At 41.5% G+C, this 16,257-nt stretch carries 16 protein-coding genes; 2 read left to right on the plus strand and 14 right to left on the minus strand.

Translation table 11 applies throughout. The features are described from left to right. Nucleotides 1–45: 45 nt before the first annotated feature. The 14 genes from istB to SHALO_RS11515 all read right to left on the minus strand — a co-directional run bounded on the left by istB (nucleotide 46) and on the right by SHALO_RS11515 (nucleotide 15,005). Nucleotides 46–864 carry an IS21-like element helper ATPase IstB gene (gene istB, locus SHALO_RS11450; protein WP_025343253.1) on the minus strand — a complete coding sequence of 273 codons (819 nt, stop codon included), beginning with the start codon at nucleotides 862–864 and terminating at the stop codon, nucleotides 46–48. Then, on the minus strand, nucleotides 855–1,943 hold the full coding sequence (gene istA, locus SHALO_RS11455) for an IS21 family transposase (RefSeq protein WP_168156756.1): 1,089 nt from the start codon (nucleotides 1,941–1,943) through the stop codon (nucleotides 855–857). Before istA ends, istB begins: the two co-directional genes overlap by 10 nt. A 118-nt stretch (nucleotides 1,944–2,061) precedes the next feature. Next, complete coding sequence (locus tag SHALO_RS11460; RefSeq protein ID WP_069478646.1) at nucleotides 2,062–2,289, minus strand: ORF6N domain-containing protein; 228 nt, start codon at nucleotides 2,287–2,289, stop codon at nucleotides 2,062–2,064. Beyond that, nucleotides 2,289–3,098 carry an ABC transporter permease gene (locus SHALO_RS11465; RefSeq protein ID WP_069478647.1) on the minus strand — a complete coding sequence of 270 codons (810 nt, stop codon included), beginning with the start codon at nucleotides 3,096–3,098 and terminating at the stop codon, nucleotides 2,289–2,291. The genes SHALO_RS11460 and SHALO_RS11465 overlap by 1 nt, the downstream gene beginning before the upstream one ends. Then, nucleotides 3,095–4,102 carry a dTDP-glucose 4,6-dehydratase gene (gene rfbB, locus SHALO_RS11470; RefSeq protein ID WP_174543305.1) on the minus strand — a complete coding sequence of 336 codons (1,008 nt, stop codon included), beginning with the start codon at nucleotides 4,100–4,102 and terminating at the stop codon, nucleotides 3,095–3,097. The genes SHALO_RS11465 and rfbB overlap by 4 nt, the downstream gene beginning before the upstream one ends. Beyond that, the gene (gene rfbD, locus SHALO_RS11475) at nucleotides 4,102–4,968 is read right to left on the minus strand and encodes a dTDP-4-dehydrorhamnose reductase (protein WP_069478649.1); all 867 of its coding nucleotides are present in this window, start codon (nucleotides 4,966–4,968) and stop codon (nucleotides 4,102–4,104) included. The genes rfbB and rfbD overlap by 1 nt, the downstream gene beginning before the upstream one ends. Next, nucleotides 4,961–5,536: a dTDP-4-dehydrorhamnose 3,5-epimerase gene (gene rfbC / locus SHALO_RS11480; protein ID WP_069478650.1), complete on the minus strand. Its 576-nt coding sequence runs from the start codon at nucleotides 5,534–5,536 to the stop codon at nucleotides 4,961–4,963. The genes rfbD and rfbC overlap by 8 nt, the downstream gene beginning before the upstream one ends. Then, on the minus strand, nucleotides 5,533–6,420 hold the full coding sequence (rfbA, locus tag SHALO_RS11485) for a glucose-1-phosphate thymidylyltransferase RfbA (RefSeq protein WP_069478651.1): 888 nt from the start codon (nucleotides 6,418–6,420) through the stop codon (nucleotides 5,533–5,535). The genes rfbC and rfbA overlap by 4 nt, the downstream gene beginning before the upstream one ends. Next, nucleotides 6,417–7,421 carry a UDP-glucose 4-epimerase GalE gene (gene galE / locus SHALO_RS11490; protein WP_069478652.1) on the minus strand — a complete coding sequence of 335 codons (1,005 nt, stop codon included), beginning with the start codon at nucleotides 7,419–7,421 and terminating at the stop codon, nucleotides 6,417–6,419. The genes rfbA and galE overlap by 4 nt, the downstream gene beginning before the upstream one ends. Before the next feature lie 216 nt (nucleotides 7,422–7,637). Further along, nucleotides 7,638–10,661 (minus strand): molybdopterin dinucleotide binding domain-containing protein, encoded by a 3,024-nt coding sequence (locus SHALO_RS11495; protein WP_069478653.1) that lies wholly within the window; start codon nucleotides 10,659–10,661, stop codon nucleotides 7,638–7,640. Between the two features lie 2 nt (nucleotides 10,662–10,663). Then, nucleotides 10,664–11,794 (minus strand): NrfD/PsrC family molybdoenzyme membrane anchor subunit, encoded by a 1,131-nt coding sequence (nrfD, locus tag SHALO_RS11500; RefSeq protein WP_069478654.1) that lies wholly within the window; start codon nucleotides 11,792–11,794, stop codon nucleotides 10,664–10,666. A 1-nt stretch (nucleotide 11,795) separates the two neighbouring features. Continuing rightward, nucleotides 11,796–12,599 carry a sulfate reduction electron transfer complex DsrMKJOP subunit DsrO gene (gene dsrO, locus SHALO_RS11505; protein WP_084010896.1) on the minus strand — a complete coding sequence of 268 codons (804 nt, stop codon included), beginning with the start codon at nucleotides 12,597–12,599 and terminating at the stop codon, nucleotides 11,796–11,798. 65 nt (nucleotides 12,600–12,664) lie between these two features. Continuing rightward, on the minus strand, nucleotides 12,665–14,350 hold the full coding sequence (locus SHALO_RS11510; protein ID WP_069478655.1) for an ATP-binding protein: 1,686 nt from the start codon (nucleotides 14,348–14,350) through the stop codon (nucleotides 12,665–12,667). After that, the gene (locus SHALO_RS11515; protein ID WP_025345655.1) at nucleotides 14,313–15,005 is read right to left on the minus strand and encodes a response regulator transcription factor; all 693 of its coding nucleotides are present in this window, start codon (nucleotides 15,003–15,005) and stop codon (nucleotides 14,313–14,315) included. The genes SHALO_RS11510 and SHALO_RS11515 overlap by 38 nt, the downstream gene beginning before the upstream one ends. A gap of 201 nt (nucleotides 15,006–15,206) precedes the next feature. Here SHALO_RS11515 and SHALO_RS11520 point away from each other — a divergent pair, with 201 nt between their 5' ends. Further along, complete coding sequence (locus SHALO_RS11520) at nucleotides 15,207–15,860, plus strand: YdjY domain-containing protein (RefSeq protein WP_069478656.1); 654 nt, start codon at nucleotides 15,207–15,209, stop codon at nucleotides 15,858–15,860. Continuing rightward, complete coding sequence (locus tag SHALO_RS11525) at nucleotides 15,860–16,255, plus strand: hypothetical protein (protein ID WP_069478657.1); 396 nt, start codon at nucleotides 15,860–15,862, stop codon at nucleotides 16,253–16,255. The genes SHALO_RS11520 and SHALO_RS11525 overlap by 1 nt, the downstream gene beginning before the upstream one ends. The last annotated feature ends 2 nt before the right edge of the window (nucleotides 16,256–16,257 follow it).

A 16,257-nucleotide genomic window follows, 5' to 3' on the forward strand; every position in this document is an offset into this window, starting at 1 on the left:
GCAGAAGTCGTCAGTTTTTAATGTAAGAAAGTTGCGAATTGAAACTTAAACCACCTCTGAATTTTGACCTTCTAGGTTTGAAGATTTAGCTTCAAACTTATAGATTTCTGAGTGTAAAACTCCTGTTAGTTTTTTCTCTTTAAGTCGGTAACTGTCTCCTTGAATATTGATGATATGTGAGTGATGTAATACTCTATCTAAAATAGCTGTTGTAACGATTTTATCCCCTGCAAATACTTGAACCCATTTACTGAATACCAAATTTGATGTAAAGATGGTGGAGCTTTTTTCATAGCGTTTAGAGATAATTTGAAAAAAGTGATTAGCTTCTTCTTTACTCATATTAAAGTATCCAATCTCATCGATAACAAGAACCGATGGGCTTGTGATGGATTTGAGAAAGCTATCGTATTTTTTCTCTTTTTTAGCTCTATTGGCACTGCTTAAGAGTTCACTGATGGTGGTAAATCTCACTTTGTAGCGATGTTGTACAGCTCTTAATGCTAGAGCAATAGCCAGATGGGTTTTACCCACACCGCTTTCACCTAAGAGGATGATATTCTCATGCTTCTTTACAAAGGTGAGATTGGATAACTCTTCAATCTGTTTTCTGTTTACGCCTACTGAGAAAGTGTAATCAAATTGCTCTAGGGTTTTAATAACGGGGAAGCCTGCAAGCTTTGTCAATGTGTTTTTGGAGCGTCCTAAGCGATTATCCACCTCTTGGCGTAAGAGTTCCTCAAGGAACTGAACATACTGCCAATTCTCTTTGGCTGCTGTTGTTGCTATCTCATGATAGTGTGTACTAATGGTGGAGAGATTCAGCTCTTTACAGAGTGCTTCAATGGATACAATTAATTCCATAATGCACCACCGTATAATCCAACTGGAAGAATAATATTGGCAACGATCGGGATAAACTCATCGTAGCATTGAATGTCACGATGGGGAATGTAGAGCTTATCGATGTCATGGTATGAATTGATTGGCGTATATTTTTTAGCTACACTTTCAATCAAAGCTTTAGGGTGGATTCCTTGATAGGCTTTAGGCACAGGACGCAGTTGCAGCTGCTCTTGTGCTAATAATTCAAATGGTATCTGTAATGTTGTTTGGTGGATGCGTTTATTGGCGGTATTATCCAACCATTTGAGCACTTCTGCATTCGCATTATCCAGCGTTAATGCATAATGCTTCATAGAAAGTCTCACTATCAATCCATTATGAAAGTTATACCGTAGATAATGGTTAAATCTCTCTACTTTTCCTTTGGTCTTGGCACGGTAGGGTTTGCAGACTTTGATGCTAAAGCCACAGTGTTTGGCAAAGTCTTCAAAGAGAGGATTGAGTTTATGTTTGCCTCTGCCATAACTATTCCGTCCTAAAATAACCGTTTTCATATTGTCATACAAACACTCCGTTGGAACACCTCCAAAGTAGCTAAAGGCATTCATATGGCATCCAATGAGCGTCTCTATCTTCTCATTATTGACATATTCCACATACGAAGCCCTAGAATATCCCATCGTTGCCACAAATGCTGATAAATTATCCTTTGGAAACTCTATCCAATCGACTTGCATCTGTTGGGCAGGTTTGGTTTCAAAGCGAATGATAGGTTCATCCAATTTGGCTCGACTTCTTAACTCATATCTTTGGATAACTTGCTGCAACCAACGCAAACTTCCCTCATAGCCTAGCTTCTTAATCTCTTCATAAATAACCGTTAAAGGGATTTCACTTTTCGTCGCTTCTGCCATCTCTAACATCTTGGCAATATGCGGTAGATAAGGATCAACACTATTGATGACAGGAGGTCGATTAATATGAGGAACATAATCATCAGGAAGATTGGCGTAACGCCTTACGGTATCTCTTGAAATACCTAACTTTCGTGCAATGGCACTCTTACTCAAACCCTCAGCTAAAAACTTCTTTATCATTTTAATTTCACCTTTTTTTAACACTCAACTCCTTTCCAGAAATTTGAAAATGGAGTTTAACCAATTTAACTTGGTTTCTTAAGGTTTTAAATCAAAATGCAACGTTCAAATTACATTTTCAACTGACGAGTTTAGCACTTCGTCTGACATCATACTCATTTTCTGTAAGTTGAAATCTAAATTTTTCAGGAAATCTTTCAATATTTCTTTTAACTTGTTCATTCAATCTTTTAGCTTCTACACCATACAAAACTGCTAAATCCTCATCAAGCATTACCTGTGTATCTCTGATTGTATAGATTTTATTTTGAATAGATTGGGATTCAACGGGTATTATAGTATGCATCACAACACATCCGCAAAATGAGGTCTGAGTTTTCGAAATACAATGGCTCCAAGTGCAAAGAAAACCAATGTAATTCCCCAAAACTGCAAAGCTTCCATAGGCTTTTCCCAAAACCATGTATGGTTTATCAATGCATCACGATACCCTTGGGTAATGTAATGGGCAGGATTGAGTTCAAACAGCCAACGGTATTCTTTTGGAACCATCGACAATGACCAAAAGATAGGAGTTAACCAAAAACCAAACTGTATAGACATGCTAACAAGCTGTCCTAGATCTCGAAAAAAGATAACCACACTACTGGTTATCCACGAGATACCCAATAAAAGCATAATGGCTGAAAAAAGATAGTAAAACATCTGAAGCCAATAAAGATTTGGTTCATACCCATAGATAATATACATTGACATCATAAATACCATGAAAAAGAGATGGACGATCACGGCTGAAGTAATTTTAACAATAGGTAATAAACTTACCCGAAACACAATTTTTTTGACCAAAAATGTACTGTCTAAAATAGCATTTGTAGCGGAGGCAAGAGCTTCGGAGAGAAAAAACCATGGAATCATCCCGGCTACAAGCCAAAGGATAAAAGGTACATCTTGCACAGGTGCGGCTTTAAAACCGACTTGAAACACAAACCAAAATATCAAAACTGATATAGTAGGCTGGATAAATGCCCATAAAATGCCAAGGTAATTGTTCAAATAGCGCGACTTAAAATCGTTCTTAACCAAATCTTTGAGCAATCTTCTGTTTTGGTAGATGTCTCGTAAAAATCTATAAAATGCTTTAATATATCTCAATTATACTTCCTCAAATACCACTCAATGGTTTTCACGATGCCACTATCAAAATTTTCATCGGCTTTCCATCCTAGTTCATTTTCAAGTTTTGTGGCATCGATAGCATAGCGCCTATCATGTCCTGATCTATCTTCCACAAAAGTAATGAGCTCTTTATAGCTTTTTGTTGTTGGAACTTTTTCATCAAGAATGGTGCAGATGCGGTCTACTATTTGTAAATTTGTTCGCTCATTTCTTCCACCAATGTTATAGGTTTGTCCTGATTTTCCATTGTGATACACAAGGTCGATGCCCTTACAATGATCTAATACATAAAGCCAATCGCGTATATTTTTGCCATCTCCATAAATGGGGATAGCTTGGTTGGAAAGAGCTTTTCGTATGATGGTTGGGATAAGCTTTTCATCATGCTGTTTGGGCCCATAATTGTTTGAGCAGTTTGTTATCACGGAGTTCAGTCCATACGTCTCTTGGTAACTTCTTACTATCATATCGCTACTGGCTTTACTGGCACTATAAGGCGAATTTGGTGCATAAGGAGTGCTTTCTGTAAAAAAGCCAGTCTCGCCAAGTGTTCCATACACTTCATCAGTTGAGATATGGTGAAACCTTGCATCTTGGTATTTGGCTTTACATGTAAAGGGTTTATCCATCCAGTATTTGTATGCTACATCAAGCAGTGTGAATGTGCCGTTGATATTGGTTTGGACGAACACACCAGGATTTTTGATGGAATTATCGACATGAGACTCTGCTGCAAAATGAATAACACCTTGTATATCGTACTCGCGAAAGATAAACTCTACTAATTCACGATTGCAGATATCGCCTTTGATAAACTTATATCTTGAGTTACCTTCGCACTCTTTGAGGTTTTCAAGATTGCCTGCATAGGTCAATAAATCTAAATTTATAAGAGTGTACTCTGGATATTTTTCTAAAAAATACGGTACAAAATTGGAACCGATAAATCCTGCTGTTCCTGTTAATAATATATTTCGCATTATTGTCTTCCTCCCATTTTACGCAAACATACCTCTAAACTATCTTTCCAATAAGGAATTTCTATAGTGTACTCATTTTTAATTTTTAATTTATTTAAAAGTGAATAATGAGGACGTTTGGCTGGGGTTGGATACTGCGACGTTTCAATAGGATTGACCTTACATGTAAGCTTTGCCATCTTCATAATTTCTTGTGCAAAATCGTACCAACTGGCAACGCCTTCATTGGAATAGTTATAGATCTCTGTTTGTGTATTATTGATTTTTGGTAGAATTTCTAAAATTGCTTTCGCTAAATCTTTTGCGTATGTTGGTGTTCCTACTTGATCAAAAATGACTCCTAAAGATTCTTTTTCTTTGCCTAAACGAAGCATTGTTTTTACAAAGTTAGCACCGTAACTGCTGTAAACCCAAGAAGTACGGATGATGATGCTATTTGGAAGCTTTACATGTAAAAGTGCATTTTCACCTAAAAGCTTGGTTTTACCATAAACAGATTGAGGATTTGTTGTGTCTGTTTCAAGGTAAGGTCGATAATTCGTTCCATCAAAGACATAGTCGGTTGAGATATGGATGAGTTTGATGTTGTGTTCTTTTGCGATTGTTGCTAGATATTGAACCGCTAGATGATTAATCTTATTGGCTAAAGATTCATCGCTTTCAGCTTTATCTACTGCTGTATAAGCGGCACAATTAATGATAGCATTAATAGCATTGTGCTCAATATACTGACTAAGAGCTTTTGCATCCGTAATATCAAGCTCTTCTTTATCCGTAAAAAAATAGGTGTTGGGATACTCGTGAGACAATGCATGTATCTCACTTCCTAATTGTCCATGTGATCCTGTCACTAAGATATTAAGCATAGTAGTTTTTTCCATACTCAAAAAGATCAAGTGTATCTTCGAGCTTTGGTTGTGTTGTGTCTTTTGCAGAGAGATGCAAAAGTTCTGGTGCGATTTGCCAATCAATTCCAAGGTTTAAATCATTAAATGAAATGCCTCGATCACACTCAGGTGCATAATAATTATCAACTTTGTAGGTAAAGGTACAGGTTTCACTAAGGACAACAAAGCCGTGCGCAAAACCTCTTGGAATAAACATCTGCTTTTTATTTTTACCATTAAGCTCTACACTCACATACTTGCCAAAAGTGGGACTTCCTACACGTATATCCACTGCGACATCAAGCACTCTTCCATCAATAACGCGCACCAATTTTGATTGGGCAAAAGGAGCAAGTTGGTAGTGTAATCCTCTTAAGACACCATGATGACTTCTGGATTCATTGTCTTGACAAAAATCGACTTTGTAGCCTAAAAAATTTTCAAATTTATCGTGTCTAAATGTCTCTACAAAATACCCACGCTCATCACCATGTACTTTGGGCTCTATAATAATTACGTCTGGTATAGCAGCTCTTGTAAATGTCATCTTCGTTTTCCTTGATTCGCTCTTCGTATAAGATATTGCCCATATTGATTTTTTTTAAGTGGTTCCGCCAAAATGAGAAGTTGCTCTTTGGTAATATACCCTTTTTCATACGCTATCTCTTCCAAACAGGCTACTTTAAGACTTTGTCGATGCTCTATGGTTTGTATAAACTGACCTGCATCAAGCAGACTTTCATGGGTTCCTGTATCGAGCCATGCATAGCCTCGTCCCATCAATTCTACTTTAAGATCACCCATCGCAAGATATGCCTGATTTACTGAGGTAATTTCAAGCTCACCTCTTTCACTTGGCGTCACTCCCTTCGCTATTTTAATCACCGAATTGGGATAAAAGTAAAGTCCTACAACCGCATAATTTGATTTGGGATCTTTTGGCTTTTCTTCTAAGCTGAGTACATTATCCTCTTCATCAAACGCAACAACACCGTAACGCTCAGGGTCACTGACATAGTAACCAAAAACAGTTGCTTTAGACTCTTTTTTTGCATTCTCAACCGATTTTTCTAAAAGCCCCGTCAGTCCTTGCCCGTAAAAAATATTGTCACCAAGCACCAAACAAACACTATCATTTCCTATAAATTCTTCACCTAAAATAAACGCTTGTGCTAATCCATCGGGGCTTGGCTGGACAATATAACTAAACGCCATACCAATCTCTTTCCCATCACCTAAAAGCTCTTGGAAACGCGGTAAATCTTGAGCTGTAGATATGATAAGTACTTCACGAATACCTGCTAACATCAATACTGAAAGTGGATAATAAATCATCGGTTTATCATAAACTGGCACAAGCTGCTTACTAACCCCTTTTGTGATAGGGTAAAGCCTTGTGCCACTGCCACCTGCTAAAATAATACCTTTCATAACACATATCCTTTAGGATTTTTAATTTGAAATCGCCACATATCTTCACATATTTTATCTAAATCATACTCTACTTCCCACCCCAACAGCTTTTGCGCCAATGTGGGATCAGAATAAAACTCTGCAATATCTCCAGCGCGCCTTGGCATCACTTCAAAAGGTATTTCTTTGCCACTCACTTTTGAAAAGGCGTTGATGACTTCCAAAACACTGTACCCTTTTCCTGCACCTAGATTGATAGCGGTGCATTGAGGCTTGTTCAGTGCTTGCAGTGCTTTGACATGACCAAGGGCAAGATCCACCACATGAAGGTAGTCTCTTACACCTGTACCATCACGGGTTGGATAGTCATTGCCAAAAACATTAACGCATTCACGTCTTCCAATCGCCACTTGTGCAATGTAAGGCATCAAATTGTTGGGAATGCCTTGCGGATCTTCGCCGATGAGCCCACTCTCATGCGCTCCTACAGGGTTAAAATAGCGAAGAATCATGATCTGCCACGTTGGGTCGGAGCGAAAAAGATCACGCAGTATCTCTTCGATGACCAATTTGGTCTGACCGTAAGGATTAGTAGTTCGCAAAGGGTGATTTTCAGTGAAAGGAAGAAATTCAGGATCGCCATATACGGTGGCAGAAGAGCTAAAAACAAGTTTTTTAATGTTCAGTTTTTGCATCACGCGAAGCAGACAGAGGGTTCCGTGTACATTATTGTCATAGTATGCTAACGGTTTTGCAACCGATTCACCCACGGCTTTAAGCCCTGCAAAATGAATCACTGCATCACAGCCTAAAAGTGCTTTTTCAAGAGCCGCTTCATCGCGGACATCGCCTTGTATAAAAGAGAGTTGCTTACCTGTAATTTGCATTACACGCGTTAAAGACTCAAACGTGCTATTGGAAAAATTGTCGTAAACGACAAGCTCAAATCCCGCGTTTTGTAGTTCTACGCAAGTATGAGAGCCGATATACCCTGCACCACCTGTGACAAAAATCTTCATATAGCTCACTTTGTTCTCTAAATAATGAATCAATAAATATTCATTCTATTTATAATGTTAATAAATTGTTAATGAAGTGTAACAACTTTTCGCTTTATTTAGAGTTAACTACTCCTTTCGAGATTACAAAAATGTTACTTACTTAGTTTCAAGCGATAAGTTTGAAGATTTTCCACATTACATGTAAGGAAAAATCCTTACATGTAAAAGAAGATTTTAGAGCTTTTCGATACGAACTGGAATGGCTTGCCTTGCATTAGAGCCGACCACAAAATCACTTAGGGTTGCAATGTTAAGGCGAGAGGCATCGCTGAGTCCTAATTTGTTGATATTCACACCGCTTCGTCTGGCGATTCTGCCTTCTTTTATCGTGCCATTGATTTGCACACTCATACCTCCTTCTCCCTCTCTTCCGCCGCCATGTTCAATGCCGATGGAGCGAGGATGCAGCCCTTCACGAATACGGCAAATGCCCTGCACTTTTCCTTCACGTGAACGCACGACCACACGATCGCCATGGGCAATGCCGTAGTTTTTTGCGGTTGTCGTGCTAAGATCGATAAACGTGGTATAGCGTGTATCGCGTAGACTCTCCACAGAGGCTGTGTAGGAAGAGAGGACATTGGATTTGTAACTAAAGGCTAAGAGATTGAACTCTTTGGAGTCCATATCGATCTTCGCTCCCGTGTAAAATCGAGGTGTATAGTAACGTGGCACGCCACTGTAAGGCTCACCACTTAGGGAATTAAACGCTGTTCCCACACTTTGGTTGTAAATGGCAATCGGTTTTTTGTAAGCATTGCTCATTTTGTTACCCTCATAAGCACTTGTTTTATCGGCAAAGCGGCCACCCCTGCTCATCACATACGCGACTCTGCGCCAGTTATCCGTGCAGATACGCTGTAACAAAGGAATGTACTCACCAAGTCCTGCAAGAGCGATCTCCTCATCACTTGCTTCAGGCGCAGGATTAGCGCCATCCATTGCAACGTTTTCAAAAGCACGTAGGTAAAAATCTTCGGGTTTATCAAAATCAAACTTCGCAGTCGTTCCATTAATTGCATTTTTGCCAAAGCCTGAAAGTCCAAGCGCTTTTCCAAGCTCAATCATAAAACTATCCATACTAATAGGCTCACCGTTGGCAAAGGTTGCATTCGGCGACTTTAAAATCGGATAACGTACATGCGTTGTTTTGGTCAAATGCCCTGCCCAAGGAGCCAGCACACCCCATGTCTCATACAACACCGAATCAGGTACGATATAGTCCGCATAACGACTGGTTTCATTGATAAATGGATCAATTGCAACAAAAAGAGGAATCGCCTTAGCAGGGTCTTTTAGAAGTGGTAAAAGATGCTCACTCCCGCTTTGACCATAGACAAAATTTGCATTCCAACTGATGAGCGCCCCTAATTTATACGGGTACGCGTTGGCACTGCTGTTAATGACCTCAGATTCAATGGCAGGGCTAAAAGGAAACCACGCATCTTTGGCAGGGTAAGGATTGACGCCTTGTTCCACTTTACGTCTGTATTCACTACTTTTTTCATACGCCATTCGAGCTCTATCGATGCGGACGCCAAAAGGTTTTTGCTTACCGGCATAGGCTAGAAGATTGTAACATGCGCCATTGAAATCTTTAAATTTTCCTCCGCCGACACTCATGCCGCCTTTATGGTTGAGATTGCCCACAAGGGCTCCTAGCATCATAATGGCATAGGTCGTATAAAATCCTGTCGAGTGCATCGTCCCACCGTGACAATCCACCCCAACACTTCTGCCATAAGAGGTAAATTCACGGGCAAGTTCTAGAATCGTTTGTGCATCGACCCCACTCTCTTTGGCATAAAAATCAAGAGAGTGTTCAAACGCCGCTTCTTTAAGGAGCACAAAAGAGCTTTTAACCGTGTACTTCACACCTTCTAGGCTTACTTCGCCTTCATACAAGATGTCAGCTTCCAAAACATTAGCGGCATTTTTAAGCAGTCCATCGGCTTTATCAATCACATGAACCGCTTTAGTAGCATCCACTAAAATTTCACCTTTTTTCGCCCCATCCATAATGACAAGATGCGACGCATTGGTAAAACTCACCTCGTTCAATGTTTTTTGAGCAGCATCGCTTGGGATAGCAAGATACGCTTTTAAGTAGCGCTCTTCTTCAATAATCACGCGAATCATTCCCATCACCAACGCCAAATCACCACTGGGTTTGATCGGCAACCAACGTGACCGATCCCCTACCGCAATCGAATCGCTGTTGGTTAAAATAGGTGTTACGATCACATAACGAAGCGCTCCACTTGTACGTCCTTTGGCAAGCAGTTTCGCTTGACGTTTAAAAGGGTTGCCTGCTTGCGCAGGAGCGGTTCCAATGCTGAGTAAAAACTCGCAATGTTCAAAATCGGGCTTCATGTGGGGAGAACTTGCAAAATCATCCAAGTACGCTGCTTCTCCAGCCCTCATCGAGAGCCCACAGATAGAGGTATGCCCCATAAAATTGACCGTGCCAAAGCTTTGAACAAAACGGTGTACCATGTAGTTTTGACGCCCTTCATCCGCCGTTCCTAAAACACAGAGTTTATTGGCAAGAGGACCGTAATCTGGATTTTGCGCATCGATCAAGGTTTTGGTATCGGCGAATGCTTTAAGTCCTTGCACTTCGCCTTCACCAAAGAGATTGCCCCCTTCGCTGATCTCTTTAATAAGCTGTTCGATGGAAATGCTCACCCATTTATCTTCGCCACGTTTGCCCACACGTTTGAGTGGTGTTGTTACACGGAAAGGATCTTTGAGTTTTTCATAGACGAGATTACCGCGTGAACATGCCGTTGAGCGCATCTCTAGCCCACTCTCTTTCCAACCTGACGTCGCTTTAAAGCTCTCTTCCAATGGTGTTTTGTAGGGTAACCACGGGTCACTGGAGAGCAAACTGTACGGATTTCCAAAAACACGTACCACTTCGCCACTTTTCGCATCGATTTTGACGCGTACGGAACAGAAGGTTGTACAGCCATTGCAGACACTTGGTTTGACTACAAAATCGTTTGAATGCGTGATGACACCCTCTTTTTGTGTGATTTCCGTAAGCGGTGCATTGCCATAAATCGCATCTTTGGCTTTTTCACCTCTTCGCTGCATCGTGATCGCTTTTCCAAGTGTCTCATGATACCCACCCACCGCGGCACTTCCTGCGACGATGCTCGTTCCGATCAAAAAATTTCTGCGTGATGTTTCCATGATTATCGCTCCCCTTGTTTAACATAATAATTTGCCATCTCTTTATCCCAAGGGAAAAGCACCATTACCAACGCGATCAACGCGATCAATAAACTCCAATTGGAGAGTACCGATACGATGCTATCAAATCCTGAAAAATGCGGATGGTATTCAAGTAAAAATGGTGTCGTTTTGCCAATGCTTTGACCGCCAATAACCGTGTTCCAACGAAAAATCCACACACCAATGGCGGAGAGAATGCCTCCAAACAAAACCCATTTGAACGAGCGTGCAAAATAGTTTGTAAACCCGATGATCATCGGCACCAAAAGACAAATGACATAATCAACGATCAACACTTCCCAAAAATTTTCACCAAAAAAGAGTTTGAGCGCGTATTTTTCTTCACCGTTAAACGTAATGGCAAAAGTCAGCCAGAAGAAGCGAATCACAAGATCGATCACAATAAACCACGCTAAAAGGCGTGCAAGACGTTGCATCATATCCATGTCTACGCGTTTAAAATCCGTAAAGAATTTTTGAAAAATCGGCAGTAAAATGATGAGCAAGCCCGTTCCAGAAACCATCGCCGAAGCTAAAAATAAAATAGGCATGAGTGGTGTATGAAACAGAGGTATCGCATGCACAGCCCCTAAAATATAACCCGTGTAGCCGTGTACGCTCAGAGCCAATGGTATACCAATCGCACCTAAAATAACGCCTAAATGGTGGTCTTTTTCGACTTGTTCATGACTTCGCACTACCCCTTTTGAAAACCAAAAGTAAGGGCGGTACAGCACCAACGCTTCGACTAAAATGAGTAAGGGATAAGCGATCAATAACAACACGCCCCATTTCATCGGAGAGGTAGGGAAATTCTCCCAGCCATAGAAGAAGAAGTTGATGATGCGCCCTGGTTGGCGAAGATCATCGATCAAGTTCATGGGCGCTGCAACGAGCAACACAAAGGCTAAAAGAAGCGAAAATCCCGCGATGGGTTTGTACTCTTTCATGCCAAAAACATGGGCAAAACTGGAGATAATAAACGCCGCCGCAGAGCTTCCCGTAAACCAAAAATAGTTGGGAATATCAATGCCCCAAGGGCGATCAGGCGTTATGCTCGAAATCGTATGCAGTAGTGTTCCAAAGTCCATCTTATTCTCCTTTTCCTGACCACTCGTGTGTAGCCATTCCATCGATTTTTCGTGCCATATCGTCTAATACTCTTGGTGAATACGGCAAACCTTGAATTTCGCCACTGAGCGCTATGTAAAAAACGCGTGGTTTGGTTCCACTAGCAGGTTTTAAAACCGTCGTTGGAAAGCTTGCCAGTAGTTTGGAAACAGCCGAGTGCGGGTCATTAAAATCACCAAAAACACGCGCTCCTCCCACACAGCTTTCCACACACGCAGGCAATAAGCCATGATCGACTCTGTGTGCGCACAGCGTGCATTTATCAGCAACATTGGTGATCGGATTGAAATAGCGTTTGTCATAAGGGCAGGCGTTGATGCAGTATCCACAGCCCCAGCACACTTCACTGTCGACAACGACAATGCCATCTTTGCGCGCAAACGTCGCACCTGTAGGGCAAACACTCACACAGGAAGGTTCCGCGCAATGGTTACAAAGTTGGGGCAAAAACGCCTTATGCACATTAGGATAAGAGCCTAATTCATACTCAGGCACATAGGTTCTAAATTTCTCTTTGGGGACTCTGTTTTCGCTTTTGCAGGCACTCGTGCAGGCTTGGCAGCCAACGCATTTGCGCAGATCAATCACCATTCCAAAGCGCTTACCCTCTTGTCCGATGTAGCGTGCATCGCCACTTTCTCGTCCAGGATTGGTAAGGCTTATGGCGTTGGCACTAGGGGCAGTTAATACAGCAGCACCTATAAGAGCGGTTGTTTTTTTAACAAACCCTCTGCGGCCTTGTTGCAGCTCTTTCTCATCCATCATAACTCCTTTTGGTCTATTCCAAAAGCAATCATAACAATCACAAGAGAGAAACTAGGGAGAAAGCCTTAGAGGATGATCTCAAATACAGCGCCTTTATCGCTATTGTACGCGCGTAAAATGCCATTCGCATTTTTTTCGATGATGGTTTTGCTCATGTAAAGTCCAATGCCCGTCCCACTCTTGGCATGTTTGGTACTCACATAAGGCTCAAAGATTTTTTCGATCGGCTCTAATGCGATGCCACCGCCATTATCCGCAATGCAAATCAACGTTTTGCCCTCTTTACATGTAAGACTGATCCAGATCGTCGGATCACTGATAGAACGCTCTAAAAGCGTATCTTTGGCATTGCTGATAATGTTTAACATCACTTGGGCAAATTGACTCGGATAGCCCTCCACTTCACAGCTATGTTCAAGCTCTAAGATCAATTTGATGTGATGATTTTTCAAAGCAGATTCGATCAGTTCCAGCGATTTATGAATCGCCTCGCTGACACGGTAACGCTCTTTCTTTGTTTCACTCGCAAAGAAGTTACGAAAATCATCAATCGTTTTGGACATATACGCGATCAAACCTTCTGAGCGCTGAATGCGATCCTCAAAAACCGCCGTCGTAAGTTTTTGTTTCTCCCAAAGGATTTGCAAATTCATCAGCGTTGCTCCCAATTCGCTCAGAGGCTGACGCCATTGATGCGCGATATTGCCGATCATCTCGCCCATGCTCGCAAGCCTGCTTTGGTGCATCAAGATTTGCTCATTTTCCATGCGCCCTTTGATCTCTTCATTGACGCGATCTTCGAGCGTATGGTTGAGCTCTTTGAGGCTGGCTTCACTCTTTTCGAGGCGTAAGATCAAAACATTAAAACCATAATTGAGTATGATGAGAAGAACAGCCATCATACTCATCGCCACAAAAAAGGCTGCATAGACCGCATCTAAAAGCTTTTGCTGCTGATCGCTGATGTCTTGAAAGAAGATCAACTGAGCTAAATCATCGCGAATCAACCCCTTAAGCGTAATGACATGCGTAATGTAGGTACTTTTCTTATTTTGAGAAATCTCGCCATCGTGAAGACTAATGCCTAAAAGCGCCTCATCAGGAGGAACAAACGCCTCGCCTTTAAAGAGAATATAGCCTTTGAGGTTGGAGAACTCTTCGACCTCATTGAGAAAAAACTCAGGGGCAATCGCAAACTCAAGCATTCCGATGACTTTTTCATGCACGATGACTGGCACCATAATATGATACGCAGCGTAATGTTTGGAGAAGAAAAAGCCTATTTTAGGCTCACTAGGAACTTCGCCACTTTGCTCGATCTCTTCGTGTTTAGGTTCTTTGCCAAGGTACGCAAGAAGCATCAAGTTTTCATCGTAAAAACGAATCCCCAGCAGATAAGGATTTTCTTGTTTCAACACGTTCCAGCGAAAGCTTGAAAGTCCCGTAAGTTGCGCGATGTTTTTCTGCTCAAGTGCTTCTTTAATGCCGTATGAATCAAGATTGGCGTAGGCGCGATTAAGGTAAAAAGCACTCGTGCGCTTCAGCGTCATCGCATAAATGCTGTGAATTTGCGCCGCATAATCTTTACGCGACTTTTCAATGCCATCTCTCACATCCAAATAGCGCATCCAGCCAAACAGCGTCGCCATCGCTAGAAATAGCATCAATACGAAGATCATCGTTTTGGTTTTGGTCGAAGGCGTCGAGAGCGCTTTAATGTAAGACAAGTTTGTATCCGATGCCAAAGACATTTTCGATGCTCTCTTTGGTCAGTTTTTTGCGAAGCTCTTTCACAAGCGCTTTAAGCGCTTCCTTACTTCCGCCCTCTCCTGCCCAAATCGCCTCTTCAAGCGCGTCAAACGAGATCACACGATTTTTTTGACGCAGCAGATACTCAAATAAAAGACGCTCTTTTTTGGTGAGCACAAACGATACCCCTTCATTGATCAGCGTTCCCCCTTCTGGGTCATAGAAAAGGTCACTCCCCGCTTTGATTAAACCGCCTTCACCCCATTCGTACATCCACTCGGCACAGGTTTTAAGGGCATCTAAAAAGCTCTCTTTGGAAAAGGGTTTGAGAAGGTATTTACAGATATTGAGCTCAATGGATTGTTGGAAATAAGTAGGTTCTGCATGCGCACTCATAATGATCACGGGGACGCGCTTATGCGACTTTCGAATCTCTTTAAGCAGTTTGAGCCCGTCGCATTTTGGCATGCAAATATCTAAAAGCAAGATGTCAGGGTTGTGTTCAAAAAAGAGCTCCAGTGCCTCTTCGCCATCTCCCGCTTCGATGACTTTGTCGAAAAAAAGCTCCAAGGTTTGTGCCACGCTTTTACGTAAACTCGCTTCATCTTCAGCGTATAAAATAGACAGATGCTCAAAGAGAGAAAGTGGGTTTGCCATAGCGTATCCTTATCAAAAAAGACTATTCTAACGCACCTCAAATGAATTGTCAAATGGCTTTACATGTAAAGATTTTTATGCGCTCTCCAGTAGAACTACCAAAATTAAAGTTAAAAAATTATGACTAATTGAATACGAAGTTTTGAAGCACTAAAATACGCCTACTATTTTCGTCGAAAATAGACATACAAAGGAACCCTCATGAAAAAAACACTCACCTTCTTAGCCGTTATTGCGCTTCTTTTCAGCGCATGCCAAAAAAAAGATGAAACATCTGCAACCAAAGATATTTCCGTCAATGGCGTCTCGCTCGCCACTCCTATGAAAATCGATGAAGCGACCAAAACGATTACCGTTTTAGCCGCGGTCAATGGAAAATACCTCACCGAAAATACGCGTCATGCGGTTGTGTTTAAAGAGGGTAAATTTGGGGACAAACCTGTTTTTACCGCCTACCAAAATCAAAACGATTTTCTCAAAGCCATGCTCTATTTAAATGCCGTAGCTGGCAATAATATGACCAAAGAAAACGGTGCAACGACCCAAGTCGAAGGTCAAAAAGTCGCGGTGAGTGTGACGTGGAATGGCGCCCCTCAAAGTTACGACATCAACGAAGTCATCATCGATAGCAACCACCGAGCGATTGATATGCGCTTTGGCGGAAACGAGATCAATGCAAAAGAGATGAACACAGGATGTATCGCTTGTTTAGACAGTTGCCCCGTGGGTGTCATCTCCAATCACAGTTACATGTACGGTGCCGTTGAAAAACGTGATGAAGTGACGTTTCGTGGCAATGCAGCTTTGCTTCCAAAAGACGGCACATTGGTTGCGGTAAGCTTTAAACTCATCTAATGCGTAAACTCTTTTTAGTACTCTTTTACGCCTTTTGTGGATTGCTTTTAGCCATCAGCATCAACCTGCTCATTTCAACGAATGTCTGGCTAGAGATGCGCATTCATGAAAGGCTGGTGCTCGAAATCGGCATTGGACTTGGCATTGTTCTCTCTTTTTTTAGAAACAGTGCCTCGATCGCGCTTTTTTTTGTGCTCCAAAGTACGATGTTTTTGATCTGCTTTTGGCTTTCTAAAATGGATCTGATCTACTATAGCCTTCGTAATTTTTACTTAGATGGCATCGCTATTAGCACCATCAAAATCGTTTTTTTAGCGTGTTTGAGTCTGATGAATCTTTTGATTATTTACCATCTTGTTGGCAAAAAGCTCACCTACTTTTCCAAATTTTCCTAAGA

The sequence above is a fragment of the Sulfurospirillum halorespirans DSM 13726 genome, from assembly GCF_001723605.1.
GTDB lineage: Bacteria > Campylobacterota > Campylobacteria > Campylobacterales > Sulfurospirillaceae > Sulfurospirillum > Sulfurospirillum halorespirans.